This window comes from Rhizobium sp. AN73, assembly GCF_030757975.1.
Classification (GTDB): Bacteria; Pseudomonadota; Alphaproteobacteria; order Rhizobiales; family Rhizobiaceae; genus Agrobacterium; species Agrobacterium arsenijevicii.
Map to the genome: position 1 here is coordinate 2341176 of NZ_JARWME010000002.1, position 12747 is coordinate 2353922.

Sequence of the window (12747 nt, forward strand, 5' to 3'; positions counted from 1 at the left end):
AATCAGCGCTGTCTTTGATCCAGCACGACGGCATAACGGGCGGGTTTTTCGGTGGGATTGTGGAAAACATGTCCCTCACCCACCGGCATGAAAAGGCAATCGCCGGGCTCCAGCCGGTGAACGTCTCCACCGCTCGTCATTTCCAGCACACCTTCGAAAAGCCAGACATATTGCGTCATTCCGCGGCTTGCCGCATGCGGAGGGAAACCGACGCGCGCACCTGCCGGAAACTCGACCTCGACGATATCGACATCGGAACCCACGCGCGGAGGGGAGATGGCCCGGCGCAGATAACCGGTCTCCGGGTCTTTCCAGAGCTGCTGATCGCGCTTTCTGATCAGCGGAGACACAGCCTCTTCGTCTTCGGCGAAAAAGCCGGAGAGCGACAGGCCAAGTGCTGCGCAGATGCGGGCAAGCAGCGAGGCCGTGGGGCTCGCTTCGCCGCGTTCGATGCGGGAAATCATCGCGCGGCTGACGCCAGATTCGGCGGCGAGTCGGTCCAGCGTCAGGCAGTTTTCAGCGCGCAACGTCTTGATCCGGTCACCGATCGAACGTTCAAGAATAAGATCTTCGTTTTCCATCATGCGAGAATTGCATTCTCACATGATGGAGTCAATATCCATTATAATAGAAACAGTGATCACCTTTTGCCGTCGATTCCGTGCGGCAAAAGATGACTCAGGCGCCGACCTGGGCAATCCAGTCGTTCAGATTGTAGTAGTTGGTTACTCGGCTAACTTTCCCATCCTTCAGGTCGAAGAATGCGCCTGCGGGCAGAACGTATGTCTGACCATCGGCTTCCGGCAAGCCCTCATCGGTTGCGAGATATTCGCCGTTCACGATGAATTCCGCCGAGGCGCGCTTGCCATCCTCGCTCGCCATGATGACCATCTCGGTGAGATTTTCCTTATAGCAGCGGTTCATGTGGTCCATGAAGGACGCAAAAGCCACCTTGCCGGTCTGACGTTCGCCCTGATTGATATCATGCACCACCTCGTCATGGAGAAGCGCCAGAAAGGCATCCATGTCCTGACGGTTAAAGGCATCGTAATAGGCGCGGATGGTCTCGGCAGCGGTCATCGTCTTCTCCGTTCAATGCTTGCGCGGGCTTTCCATGACGGTATAACCAGTACAACCGAAAGTGAAATACCCATGACCGTCGAAATCAAGTCTCTTTCCGGCATTGATGCCGCCCCGTTTTTCGATGACCTTGCGCGCCTGCGGATCACAGTCTTCCGCGCCTTCCCCTATCTCTATGACGGTTCGCTGGACCACGAGCGTAAATATCTCGCGACCTATGCCAACACAAAAGGCGCGGTTTTCGTGCTGGCGCTGGATGGCAGCCAAGTGGTGGGCATGTCCACCGGCATGCCGATGGCGGCGGAAACCGACGAGGTGAAGGTGCCCTTCATTGAAGGCGGCCACGATCCCGACCGGATATTTTACTTCGGTGAAAGCGTTCTTCTGGCTGACTATCGCGGCCATGGCCTCGGCGTGCGGTTCTTCCAAGAACGAGAGGCCCATGCAAAAAGGCTCGGCTTTGATTGGTGCACCTTCTGTGCGGTCGAGCGGCCCGCCGACCACCCGCGCAGGCCAGCGGACTATGTACCGTTGAATGCCTTCTGGGAAAAACGCGGCTATCGCCATCACCCCGAACTGTACACCAGCTTCACCTGGCAGGACCTCGACGAGAGCACAAAAAGCCCGAAACCCCTGTCCTTCTGGATGAAGAACATCGCCGCCGGAGACGGAAACAGATGACGCGCCTCGCCGCCAGCCAATATGCCATCGAACTGATCGAGACATGGGAAGGCTATGCCGCGCATCTTTCCGCCATTGTGCGCGAGGCGAAGGCAAAAGGCGCCGAGCTGCTACTCTTGCCGGAATATTCGGCCATGGCGCTGACCGGGCAATTGTCGCCCGACGTGCGCTCGGATCTGCACAGCTCCATCGAAGAGATACAGCCGCTCATCCCCTCCTGGATCGAGCTTTGCGAAGAGCTGGCGCGTCAACATCAAATCCTGTTCCAGCCGGGCAGCGCGCCGGTGAAGGACCCCGACGGCAAGTTCCGCAACCGTGCATGGCTGTTCGGCCCAAACGGGCTGATCGGTTATCAAGACAAGCAGATCATGACCCGTTTCGAGCGGGAACAATGGAACATCCATGCCGGCGTCGAGGGACTGAAAGCCTTCGAGACGCCGATCGGCAGGCTCGGCATCCTCATCTGCTACGACAACGAGTTCCCGATGCTTGGCCGGAAGCTGGCGGAGCTCGGCGTGGAACTGGTTCTCGCTCCCAGCTGCACCGATACGCTGGCGGGTGCTTACCGGGTGCGCATCGGCGCGCAGGCCCGGGCGCTGGAAAATCAATATGCCGTTCTCTCCTCCCCCACGGCGGGCGAGGCCCCATGGTCTCCTGCCGTCGATGAAAATCGTGGCCGCGCGGCACTTTACGTGCCCTCCGACTACGGCATGCCGGCATCCGGCATCATTGCCGAAAGCGAAAGCGATGCGGTGACGGAAAGTACTCTGCTGATCGCCGATATCGACCTTGCTGCCGTGGCGAGGCTCAGAACCGAGGGGCAGGTGGCCACCCGCCGCGACTGGCCTGAGCAATTTGCGATCTAAAAAGCCCATTTTAAAGGGCTTTTAACCAAATTCCCGCTTTGCGGTGTGACAAGCCCCTGCTATAGCGCGGGGCATGAGCACAAATTCGACCCGCACGCCCCTGGACCATATCCGCAACTTCTCGATCGTTGCCCACATCGATCACGGCAAATCGACGCTGGCCGACCGGTTGATCCAGTCGACAGGCGGCCTTGCCGAACGCGATATGTCGGAACAGGTTCTCGATTCGATGGATATCGAGCGCGAGCGCGGCATCACCATCAAGGCCCAGACCGTGCGCCTGCACTACAAGGCGAACAACGGTGAAACTTATGTGCTGAACCTCATCGACACGCCCGGTCACGTCGACTTTGCCTATGAAGTGTCCCGCTCGCTTTCGGCCTGCGAAGGTTCGCTGCTGGTCGTGGACGCATCGCAGGGTGTGGAAGCTCAGACCCTTGCCAACGTCTATCAGGCGATCGACAACAATCACGAGCTGGTCACGGTCTTGAACAAGATCGATCTGCCGGCCGCCGAACCCGACCGCATCAAGGAACAGATCGAGGAAGTGATCGGCATCGATGCTTCCGAAGCTGTGATGATTTCGGCCAAAACCGGGCTTGGTATTCCCGATGTTCTGGAAGCCATCGTTAACCGCCTGCCGCCGCCGAAGAGCGATGTTGGCGAAAACGGGCCGCTGAAGGCGCTGCTGGTCGACAGCTGGTACGACACCTATCTCGGCGTCATGGTTCTGGTGCGCGTCATCGACGGCGTGCTGACCAAGGGCCAGCAGATCCGCATGATGGGTTCGGGCGCGAAATACGGCATCGAGCGCGTCGGCGTGCTGACCCCGAAGATGGTCAATGTCGACAGCCTCGGCCCCGGCGAGATCGGCTTCATCACCGCCTCGATCAAGGAAGTCGCCGATACGCGTGTTGGCGACACGATTACCGACGACAAGCGCCCGACGGCGCAGGCCCTGCCCGGCTTCAAGCCCGCGCAGCCCGTGGTTTTCTGTGGTCTCTTCCCGGTTGACGCAGCGGACTTCGAAGACCTGCGCGCAGCGGTGGGCAAACTTCGCCTCAACGACGCCTCCTTCTCCTTCGAAATGGAATCGTCTGCCGCTCTCGGTTTCGGTTTCCGTTGCGGCTTCCTCGGCCTGCTGCATCTTGAAATCATTCAGGAACGCCTCGAGCGCGAGTTCAATCTCGATCTCGTCGCCACCGCACCTTCGGTTGTCTATGAAATGACGCTGACTGATGGCACGGAGAAGGAACTGCACAACCCGGCCGACATGCCTGACGTTGTGAAGATCAAGGAAATCCGCGAGCCGTGGATCAAGGCGACGATCCTGACGCCCGATGAATATCTCGGCGGCATCCTGAAACTCTGTCAGGACCGACGCGGCCTGCAGACCGAGCTGACCTATGTCGGCAACCGCGCGATGATTACCTATGAATTGCCGCTCAACGAAGTGGTGTTCGATTTCTACGACCGGCTGAAATCCATCTCCAAGGGTTATGCCTCGTTCGATTACAACATCATCGACTATCGCGAAGGCGATCTCGTCAAGATGTCGATCCTCGTCAACGGCGACCCGGTGGATGCGCTGTCCATGCTGGTTCACCGCTCGGCGGCAGACCGGCGCGGACGCGGCATGTGCGAAAAGCTGAAGGAACTCATTCCGCCGCACATGTTCCAGATCCCGATCCAGGCGGCCATCGGCGGCAAGGTCATTGCCCGCGAAACCGTGCGCGCGCTGCGCAAGGACGTGACGGCGAAGTGCTACGGCGGCGACGCGACGCGCAAACGCAAACTTCTGGACAAGCAGAAGGAAGGCAAAAAGCGCATGCGCCAGTTTGGCAAGGTGGAAATTCCGCAGGAAGCGTTTATCGCCGCTCTGAAGATGAACGACGAATAAGCTGCATTCTTATCGCGGTGGGTTTACAAGGGAGGCTTGCAGCCTCCCTTTTTCGTATCTGGACGCGATCTTCAAGCGTGCAGCTTCGCACCCTTGGTGATCTTGTCGACGATTTTCTTCTCGGCCCTCAGCGCCATGCCGACGACCTTTGCATTGTCAGGAGAAAATTCCGAAAAGACCTGTCGATTGGCAACGTCGTGGCCGGTCGCAAACATTTCCTCAATGTAGAGCGATGTGGTGACGTCGCGTTCCAGCGACCGCTGATGGATTTTGCGCAGCGCCTCCTGATCCGTGGCCATCACGACAATCGGCTGAACGGAAAGGGGATTGTAGACGTTGCCCGCCCCGTCGCGGTATGGTTCGCCAATGATCTCTTTCGTCTGGGCGACGATCCCCGACATGAGAAATGCGGTGACGTTCAGTTTTTGCCACACGGCAAGGTCATCACGAAGGATGACGGCAATCTTGGTATCAAACATGCGAACTCAATCTGGCTGTGGTTACGAAGGAGAGGTTATCCTAGACCCCCGGCGCACCATCGATCTTGAACGTTCGTGCAAATTCGAGGGGATCGTGCAGGCCCCCTCCAGCGAGGGCATAGAACGTATAGACGCGCGGTTCCACGGCAACGCCTACGCGCCTCATCGCCACGACACCTATGCGCTGGGCGTCACCCTTTCCGGCGTCCAGACCTTTTCCTATCGCGGTACAACGCATTTCAGCACGCCCGGAAAGGTGATCGTGCTGCATCCGGACGAACTCCACGATGGCGGCGCGGGCACGGAGGAAGGCCTGCACTACCGCATGCTCTACCTTCCTCCGGAAAAAATGGCGGCGGCGACCGAATATCATTCGTTGCCCTTTGCAAAAAATCCGGTCTTCGAAGACGATGAGTTCCGGCAATGCCTGGTAGAGGTTCTCAGCAATCTCGAACGCGAGCCGGACAATCTGCTGTTGACCGACTGGCAATCGAGACTGGCGGATCTACTCTGGAAACATTCGAACGGAAGCGAGAGAAGCATCAGGCGGCTTGACCGGATCGCCGTTCTCCGTTGCCGCGATTATTTGCTGGAGAACAGCACTCTCACGGTCAGTTCAGAGGAGCTGGAGCAAGTCAGCGGGCTTGATCGCTTTTCACTCTTTCGGCACTTCCGCTGTCTGTTCGGCACGAGCCCGCACCGTTATCTCATCATGCGGCGACTGCAAAAATGCAAAGACATGATGCGTGCAGGTGCGGGCCTTGCGGAAACGGCGTTTGCCTGCGGCTTTGCCGATCAGGCTCATTTTACCCGCCACTTCAAGAATGCCTTCGGCATGCCTCCGGGACGCTGGCTGAATCTCGTTTCGCACTAGAGCACGTCCGGTCTAAACGGAATCGTGGGACGTGCTCTATTTCTTTGTTTCATCGCAATATTCGGACGCAAAACCGCTAGGCACTTTTACTGGAAATGCTCTCGTCATTCCGGAAACAGGATCGACCGGTGAGTTGCAGCCCCAGCCATGGCGCCGTCGCCAACCGAAAGGGCGACCGAGCCGGCGGGTCTTGCCACGTCACCGCAGGCGAAGATGCCGCGGGCTGTGGTCTGTTTCATGGCATCCGCCACAATGCTTGATCCCATCGGCCCTTCCTCGATAGTGCAACCGAGTTTTTCGACCCAGTTCGAGGTGATCCTCAATTTCGGCTGGGTAAAAAGACCGGCCATTGGCATGCTGCGTCCGTCCGCAAGAACGACATCCGCATGTCCCGTGATTTCCCTGATGCGATCTTTTTCCACCCTGACACCCCGGGACGCCAGAAGTGCATTCTGGTCAGCATCCGGCACGACTATGCCATTGGTGAAAAAGGTCGTCTCACCCCAGTCCGGAAGCATCAACGCATGATGGATGGCCAGCGGCGAGGCTGCGATAACGCCGATCTTGCCCTGATTCAGTTCGTATCCATGGCAATAGGGGCAATGGAAGATGGTAGTACCCCAGCGCTCTTTCAGCCCGGCTATATCGGGCAGTTCATCGGTAACACCCATGGCGAGGATAAGCCGGGCGGCTTTCTCGATGCGGTTGCCGTCGATCTCGACGACGAAGTCATTGAATGACCCTTCGACGTTCGTCACCCTGCCCTTTGCCCAGTGTATTGTCGGATAGCGCTCGATCTGGCGGCGCGCCTCGGCGACGATATCGCCCGGTGCCTTGCCGTCCTGTCCGAGAAAGCCGTGGGAATGGCTGGCGAAGCGGTTTCTCCGCTCACCCGCATCCACCACCAGAATGTTCTTTCTGGCGCGGCCAAGCTGCAAGGCGGCGGACAGGCCCGCATAGCTGCCGCCAATGATGATGACGTCGTATTTCATGATGCACCTATCGTTCTAAAGTCGAGCTGGAAGCGCCCGTTCATTTTCACGACACTTATATTGTTACGTGATTTTTGGAGTCAATAGTCACGCAACTTATATTGTTACGTCATATGGAAACTGGTAGCGTCGCAAAAAACAGACGGATTTCAGCGATGAGACACGACACGCGCCTTTCACGGGTGCTGCATATTCTGATCCATATGGAAAAACACGAGGGTGCCGCGACGTCTGAAAGCATCGCGGCGATGCTTCAGACCAACCCGGTGGTGGTGCGCAGAACCATGGCAGGTTTGCGTGAACACGGTTATGTGTCTTCGGAAAAAGGTCACGGCGGCGGCTGGGTTCTGGCGCGGCCGCTCAGCGAAATCACGCTGCTCGATATCTACCGGGCGCTTGGCACACCGGAACTGTTCTCGATAGGGCTGGCGGGCGACAATCCGAACTGCGTCATCGAGCAGGCCGTCAATGCCGCCCTTTTCGACGCCATGAATGAGGCGGAAACCATTCTCCTGTCCCGCTTCGGAAGCATTACACTTTCGGCGCTGGCGGAAGAATCGATTACCCGCTGGTCAAAATTGTCCAACCACCCCTCCGCCATGGAGCAACTCTGAGGCGGGGAATGTATTTCACCTTTATCGCAACAGAAAAATCGCCTGCCCGAAGGCAGGCGATTTTATCAGGTAATTAAACCCGTTACGGCTGTGTCTGCGTGCCGCCAGTTGTCGGGCTTGCCGGTGCAGCATTGTTGGCAGGCGGCGTTGCCGGGACGGTCGGAGTCACGGGCGCCGGTGCCTGTTCCGTTGCCGCAGGCGGCATGGTTGACGATGTCGTAGCCGGATCGGTGGTCGGGCCGCTCATCTGCGACCAGGCGAAAACGCCCACCAATGCGACGACGAGAATAGCCAGCCATGGCATCCAGGACGGAGACTTGCGGGCAAGCGGTTCATTGCTGATATTCAGTTCCGGACGAAGGTCACGGTCCGGGCGCGGGTTGTTTGGGTCGAATGTCATGGTATTTCCTCCTCTTCATTCTCGGGAGAAAACGGCATTCACGGGATTTTGTTCCGATTATCCTCCGCGCCGTCAGGATGGGCGACGATCCAGCCCCTGCCGGAGGGCATTTTCCAGCACCGTCATGACCTGCGGACCGGCCATTTGCGAGACATTGAAACGCATGAAACCAGATGCATTCTGAGAGGAACTGAAGACATTACCGGGTGCCAGCACCACCTGCTGCGACAGCGCCCGGCGCGCCACATCGCCGGCATCAAGCCCTTCCGGCAGGCGGCACCACAGGAACATGCCCGCCTGCGGCTCGATCCAAGGCACACATCCAATCTCTATCAACCGCGCCGCCACCTCAGGCACCGTCGCCGCAAGACGCTGCCGAAGAGCCTCGACATGCTTGCGGTAACTGCCATCCGTCAGAAGCGACAGAACCAGCGCCGCCGAAAAATGCGCCCCGCCAAAAGCGGTGGCGATCTTGAGGTCGGTCAGGGCCTCCACCCATGCCAGAGGAGCCGCGATGAAACCGCACCGCACGGACGCGGACAGGGTTTTTGAAAAACTGCCGATCTGGACGACGCGGTTCAGACCATCGAAAGCAGCCAGCCGTGGTGCCGCCTGCGTTTCGAAATCGGCAAAAATATCGTCCTCGATGATGGTAAGGCCTGCCTGTTCGGCCAGCATCAGCAGGCGATGGGCGCAAACGGCAGAAAGTCTTGCGCCCGTCGGATTATGGATCGCGGAATTGGTGATATAAAGACGGGGCTGGTGCTCTTTCAGCGCCTGCTCGAACAGCGGCAGGTCCGGTCCCACCGGCGTATAAGGCACACCGACGATTTTCACCCGATGCGCCCGCAAGAGGGCGTGGAAGTTGAAGTAACAGGGATCATCGACAATCACCGTATCCCCCGGCTGCAGCAGGAAACGGCACAGAAGATCGATAGCCTGTGTGCCGGAATCGGTGAGCATGATCTGGTTGGCACCCGCCTGCACGCCATGTTCGGCAAGCCTGCGCGACAGAAGCTGGCGTAGCGGCAAAAGCCCCATCGGGCTTCCATAATCCGTCAGCAAGGAGGCATCGGCACGGGCAAGCCCCCTCATCGCCCGCCTTAGCGCCTGTTCCGGCATCCATGATGCGGGAAGCCAGCCGCAGCCGGGCTTGGCAACGGTCGCCCCTTCATCCAGCGCTTGCCGCGACACCCAGAGCGGATCCACCGCCCTGTCCAGCCGAGGCTCGATATCAGCCAGCGACAGGGGCGCAAGCGGGCCGGCCACAAAAAATCCCGAACCGGGACGCGAGCTTATGGTGCCATCGGCAACCAGTCGATCATAGGCCTCAACAACGGTGGAGATGGAGACCTGCATGGCCTTCGCCAGCGCCCTGACGGACGGCAATCTGGCCCCCGGAACGAGGCTGCGCGAGGCAATGCGTTGCCGCACACTTGCCATCACCTTTTCTATGCGCGTTCCCGTAGCGACGTGTCCGTCCACATTTCTCTCCAACCGTACCGCCTGAACAACCATAACAGTTTGTTGAAATTGTATAGGATTGCGGCTGTTTTCACCAGCCGTTCCGGATCAAGAAAGGCGATACGCAGGAGACGATAATGGACAAGACGACAAGTGGCTGGCTAAGTGGCCTTACAGGCGTGGTGATATTCAGCGGCTCGCTGCCCGCCACGCGCATTGCGGTAACGGGTTTCGATCCAGTGTTCCTGACCCTCGCCCGCGCCAGCATTGCCGGAATTCTGGCGCTCGCTTTGCTTTTTTTGTTCAGGCAAAAGCGCCCGGCGCGCGATGATCTGACATCGCTTTTCATCGTGTCCTTCGGCGTAGTGGTGGGCTTCCCGCTGTTGACGGCTCTCGCCTTGCGACACATCACCTCGGCGCATTCCATTATCTTTGTCGGGCTTTTGCCGCTGGCAACCGCGATTTTTGCCGTGCTGCGGGGTGGAGAACGCCCGCGCCCCGCCTTCTGGCTCTTTTCCTGTCTGGGCAGCGTTCTGGTAGCCGGCTTTTCATTGTCGAATTCGCTGGCCTCCGGGCTCGGAGCCTCGCTTGCCGGCGATCTCTTGATGTTGGGTGCGATTATCGTCTGTGGACTTGGCTATGCGGAGGGTGCCGCTCTTTCCCGCAAACTGGGTGGCTGGCAGGTCATCTCATGGGCGCTGGTTCTGTCGCTGCCGGTGATGCTGCCGCTTGCGTTTTTAACAGGGCCGCAAACACTTGCCGGCATCAATCCGCAGGCCTGGGGCGGCCTTGCTTACGTATCCCTGTTCAGCATGCTGATCGGTTTCATCTTCTGGTATCGCGGGCTGGCGCTCGGCGGCATCGCCGCAGTCGGTCAGTTGCAATTGCTGCAGCCGTTCTTCGGGCTGGTGCTTGCTGCAACGCTGCTCCACGAGGAGGTCAGCCCGGCGATGATTGGCATCACGCTTGTGGTGGTGCTTTGTGTTGCGGGTGCGCGAAAATTTTCGCGCTGACGCCCGCCATTGTCAGCTGGAGCGGCGCCCCACCCAGCGATGCCATGCTTCCTCGTTGCCGTTGAAGACATTGAGATCGATGCGGCCATCGACGCCATGCGACAGGCCCGAGCCGGAATATTGCCAGAACAGCCACTTGCGGCCGGGATAGACCACGGATGGGTGCTGGGCGACGGCGCGCAGCCAGAAAGGATAATCCTGGAACTCGCCGGTGAGATTGTCCTTATAAAAATCGGGCGCCGTGTAAATGATCGGGCGCTGTCCGTAATGGCGCTCGAGCTTGTCCATGAACACGCGCATCTTTTCCAGAATGCGCTCGCGGGAATGGCGCATCTTGCAGCTCGATCTCGCCGTTATATTCCACGTCGATCACCGGCGGCAACGCATCCGGATCGCGCGGGACGTTGCGAATGAACCAGTCGGCCTGCTCGCCGGCCGAGCGGCACCAATAAAAGAAGTGGTAAGCGCCACGGCGCAGGCCCGCTTCCTTTGCACGCTGCCAGTTGGTGCGGAACATCGGATCAAGATGGTCGCCGCCATCCGTCGCTTTGATGAAGGCGAAGTTGGCGCCGCGTGTGCGCAGCTGCGGCCAGTCTATATTTGCTTGCCAGCGCGACACATCCACCCCGTGGACCTGAAAATGGCGTGGCTGGACCCTGCCGAAATTGATGGGCTTGGCATCGCTGAAGCTGGAGCGGAAAATACGCGAGCGTATCTGTGCACCGGCACTCGCCGCCGGAGCGACAGCCATGGCCAATTGCACCGGACGCTCCATCTGGCGTTCCATGGGGCGCTCCGCCGGCCGCACCATTCCAGCCTGTGACGGGACGGGCAAACGGATTTCAGGTGCGTCCTGCGGCAAGGATGCTCTGGGCGTAATGGCGGAAAAGGCCTTGGGTTCTTCGGGCACCGGCCCACCCCAGGCCAGAACCTGCTGTCGCGGCTGGGCGGTGATGGGTTGGCTGCCCACGCTTGCCTGCGGCACCGGTGCGGATGGCGTGACCGAACTCGTCGTTTCCTTCGAAGGTAAGCCCGCCATCAGGCTTTCCGGCCCGGAACTGGACGTGCAGCCACCTAGCAGAAGGCAACCGAAGAGAAGTGCTGGTACAGCCGATGAACGCATGAAAACCCGTACGCAAAACAATGGGGAGGCATTCTGACGCCGCCCGGGAACCTCGAAATACAATTGCTAACGGAAGATTATCAAAAAAGACTGAATCTTATCTTTACGCCGGCACCCGCCAATGCGCCCGTCAATTCTGGCAGGAGAAATGCTTCGAGGTTTTGCGAAACGGGGGCTTCAGGCGGTCATTGTGCTCAGATCGACAGTATCCGCGCCGGGGGAATTTCTCTTGATCGATCTCGATGGCATGGATGGCCGACGCCTTCGCCTTGTATCCTTCGGACGAAAACATCGTTTCCCCGTTGGATGCCTTGAAGCGGAAGCGATATTCCCCGGCTCTGTCCTGATAGATCTCGAATTTATACATGATCTTAGCGCCTCCTTGGCAAACGGCGATGAACCAGACCCAATTCTGAGCGGCCTCGGTGATATTCGCAACCGATAATTGCCAGCTCAGACAAGCCGTACCCAGGCGCGGGCAATTTCCAGACCGGCCGCATCGGCCACATCTGCACGCTCACTATGGTGATCGCGGTAATTGCTCATCCAGCCGGGTGCCATTTTTTCGACGGAAGCCGGGAATGCTTCACACCACCCGCTGACCACGGCGGTGGAGGCTTCGAAATGAAATTGCGTGCCATAGGCAGCCCGGCCGACACGAAACGCCTGATTTCGCGTTGCGCCATTGGTCGCAAGCCGCGTCGCCTCGGGCGGAAGCGTAAATGTATCGCAATGCCACTGAAAAATGGGAAACACCTTCTCCAGCCCTGCCAAGAGCGGATCAGACACACCCTCTTCCGTCAGGGACACGTCTTCCCAGCCGAATTCGGGCGGGCCGGCCAGAATATTCTCACCGCCATAGGCCCGCGCCAGCAACTGGCTGCCAAGGCAAACGCCCATCACGGCCTTGTTCGAATCACCAAAGGCTTTCATCAAAAGCGCAAGGTCGGGAAAATAGGGATAAAACACATCATCAAGGGCATTCTGCTCGCCGCCCAGAACGACGAGCGCATCATGATTACCCGCGCCTGCGGGAAGAGGCTCCCCCGCATAGGCGCGGATGACGTGTACTTCCGCCCCTGCCTCTTCAAGGGCAACGCCGAGCTGTCCATGCGGCGTGCCCGCCATATTTTCGATAATTGCAACGCGCATGAGGCCCCTTGTCGACAACGCGGAATTCGATCGGCTGACATCGCCGACCGAATCCAGCTTCATCACGAGAAAATCGGATTTTCAAGAGGCGTAATATCGTCAGCAACGC

Annotated in this window: 13 protein-coding genes and 2 pseudogenes; 6 read left to right on the top strand and 9 right to left on the bottom strand. The window is 58.8% G+C overall.

Annotation, left to right across the window (positions count from 1 at the left end; all coding sequences use genetic code 11):
- Nucleotides 1-2: 2 nt before the first annotated feature.
- Nucleotides 3-584: a helix-turn-helix domain-containing protein gene (locus RBH10_RS21470; protein ID WP_372339794.1), complete on the bottom strand. Its 582-nt coding sequence runs from the start codon at nucleotides 582-584 to the stop codon at nucleotides 3-5.
- Between the two features lie 94 nt (nucleotides 585-678).
- Nucleotides 679-1080, bottom strand: coding sequence for a ketosteroid isomerase-related protein (locus RBH10_RS21475; RefSeq protein ID WP_281037971.1), 402 nt, complete (start codon nucleotides 1078-1080; stop codon nucleotides 679-681).
- Between the two features lie 72 nt (nucleotides 1081-1152).
- Here RBH10_RS21475 and RBH10_RS21480 point away from each other — a divergent pair, with 72 nt between their 5' ends.
- The 3 genes from RBH10_RS21480 (at nucleotide 1153) to lepA (ending at nucleotide 4527) form a co-directional block, all read left to right on the top strand.
- A complete protein-coding gene (locus RBH10_RS21480; RefSeq protein WP_281037970.1) occupies nucleotides 1153-1761 on the top strand; it encodes a GNAT family N-acetyltransferase in 609 nt (202 codons plus the stop codon).
- Entirely contained in the window at nucleotides 1758-2627 is an 870-nt protein-coding gene (locus tag RBH10_RS21485; protein ID WP_281037969.1) for a carbon-nitrogen hydrolase family protein, read from the top strand. The genes RBH10_RS21480 and RBH10_RS21485 overlap by 4 nt, the downstream gene beginning before the upstream one ends.
- 61 nt (nucleotides 2628-2688) lie before the next feature.
- Nucleotides 2689-4527: a translation elongation factor 4 gene (lepA, locus tag RBH10_RS21490; protein ID WP_045015329.1), complete on the top strand. Its 1839-nt coding sequence runs from the start codon at nucleotides 2689-2691 to the stop codon at nucleotides 4525-4527.
- Between the two features lie 71 nt (nucleotides 4528-4598).
- On the opposite strand, the gene RBH10_RS21495 is transcribed toward lepA, so the two are convergent.
- Complete coding sequence (locus RBH10_RS21495; RefSeq protein ID WP_281037968.1) at nucleotides 4599-5006, bottom strand: DUF2000 family protein; 408 nt, start codon at nucleotides 5004-5006, stop codon at nucleotides 4599-4601.
- A 94-nt stretch (nucleotides 5007-5100) separates the two neighbouring features.
- Here RBH10_RS21495 and RBH10_RS21500 point away from each other — a divergent pair, with 94 nt between their 5' ends.
- Nucleotides 5101-5880, top strand: coding sequence for an AraC family transcriptional regulator (locus RBH10_RS21500; protein WP_281038143.1), 780 nt, complete (start codon nucleotides 5101-5103; stop codon nucleotides 5878-5880).
- A gap of 104 nt (nucleotides 5881-5984) precedes the next feature.
- On the opposite strand, the gene RBH10_RS21505 is transcribed toward RBH10_RS21500, so the two are convergent.
- Complete coding sequence (locus RBH10_RS21505) at nucleotides 5985-6872, bottom strand: NAD(P)/FAD-dependent oxidoreductase (RefSeq protein ID WP_281037967.1); 888 nt, start codon at nucleotides 6870-6872, stop codon at nucleotides 5985-5987.
- Nucleotides 6873-7027: 155 nt separating this feature from the next.
- Here RBH10_RS21505 and RBH10_RS21510 point away from each other — a divergent pair, with 155 nt between their 5' ends.
- Nucleotides 7028-7486, top strand: coding sequence for an Rrf2 family transcriptional regulator (locus RBH10_RS21510; RefSeq protein WP_281037966.1), 459 nt, complete (start codon nucleotides 7028-7030; stop codon nucleotides 7484-7486).
- 82 nt (nucleotides 7487-7568) lie between these two features.
- On the opposite strand, the gene RBH10_RS21515 is transcribed toward RBH10_RS21510, so the two are convergent.
- Complete coding sequence (locus tag RBH10_RS21515; protein ID WP_045015333.1) at nucleotides 7569-7886, bottom strand: hypothetical protein; 318 nt, start codon at nucleotides 7884-7886, stop codon at nucleotides 7569-7571.
- 72 nt (nucleotides 7887-7958) lie between these two features.
- Nucleotides 7959-9371: a PLP-dependent aminotransferase family protein gene (locus RBH10_RS21520; protein ID WP_281037965.1), complete on the bottom strand. Its 1413-nt coding sequence runs from the start codon at nucleotides 9369-9371 to the stop codon at nucleotides 7959-7961.
- A gap of 116 nt (nucleotides 9372-9487) precedes the next feature.
- On the opposite strand from RBH10_RS21520, the gene RBH10_RS21525 reads away from it, so the two are divergent.
- On the top strand, nucleotides 9488-10363 hold the full coding sequence (locus tag RBH10_RS21525) for a DMT family transporter (protein WP_281037964.1): 876 nt from the start codon (nucleotides 9488-9490) through the stop codon (nucleotides 10361-10363).
- A 12-nt stretch (nucleotides 10364-10375) separates the two neighbouring features.
- Here the strand turns inward: RBH10_RS21525 and RBH10_RS21530 are convergent.
- The 3 genes and pseudogenes from RBH10_RS21530 to RBH10_RS21545 all read right to left on the bottom strand — a co-directional run bounded on the left by RBH10_RS21530 (nucleotide 10376) and on the right by RBH10_RS21545 (nucleotide 12638).
- Nucleotides 10376-11486: pseudogene (locus RBH10_RS21530) on the bottom strand (GH25 family lysozyme).
- 177 nt (nucleotides 11487-11663) lie between these two features.
- Nucleotides 11664-11853: pseudogene (locus RBH10_RS21540) on the bottom strand (YegP family protein).
- An 86-nt stretch (nucleotides 11854-11939) separates the two neighbouring features.
- On the bottom strand, nucleotides 11940-12638 hold the full coding sequence (locus tag RBH10_RS21545; protein ID WP_281037962.1) for a type 1 glutamine amidotransferase: 699 nt from the start codon (nucleotides 12636-12638) through the stop codon (nucleotides 11940-11942).
- Between the last annotated feature and the right edge of the window lie 109 nt (nucleotides 12639-12747).